Origin of the sequence: Rhodococcus sp. IEGM 1408 (assembly GCF_033142235.1) — a bacterium.
Taxonomy (GTDB): Bacteria; Actinomycetota; Actinomycetes; order Mycobacteriales; family Mycobacteriaceae; genus Dietzia.
The window spans coordinates 1-500 of sequence record NZ_JAWLRW010000062.1 but is presented as its reverse complement, the minus strand read 5'-3'; the positions used below and the strand labels follow the sequence as shown (position 1 = coordinate 500).

The following is a 500-nucleotide window of genomic DNA, read 5'->3' as shown; positions in this document are numbered from 1 at the left end:
CTTGTTGTGTGTTTCGGGCATGGAAGGTCGCCGGCTGCGGTACGAAGACGAGCAGTCGCGGTTCGGGTGGATCGGGAAAGTCAGTGCTCGGGGATGGCCACTCTGATGTGGCAGCCGAATTCGGTGTCGAGAACTTCGATGGTTCCGCCGTGCAGTTCGGTGGCCCAGCGGGCGATGCCGAGGCCGAGACCTGTTCCACCGTCGGTGGATCCGCCGCGGATGAATCGGTCGAACACCGCATGGCGATCGGCGAGGGCGATGCCCGGCCCCTGGTCTACGACGTCGAATGCATAGGCTCCGCCGATTCGGTGAGCCCGCAGCGTCACAGTGCTCGAATGGGGGGAATGCCGCACAGCGTTGTCGACGAGGTTGGTGATGAGGTGATGCTTACGGTTGTTGTGGTCTACGAAGGTGTGGATTTAGTCGTCCTGTGCAAGGGCGTTGTCGTTGTCGTTGTTGAAGTCGTTGTCGTTGATGATGAAAGCCTGGATCACCTTGTT

At 60.2% G+C, this 500-nt stretch carries 1 protein-coding gene; it reads right to left on the bottom strand.

Annotated features, from left to right (window positions below; all coding sequences use genetic code 11):
• Positions 1-80 precede the first annotated feature (80 nt).
• Complete coding sequence (locus tag R4P08_RS18510) at positions 81-353, bottom strand: ATP-binding protein (RefSeq protein ID WP_317815324.1); 273 nt, start codon at positions 351-353, stop codon at positions 81-83.
• Between the last annotated feature and the right edge of the window lie 147 nt (positions 354-500).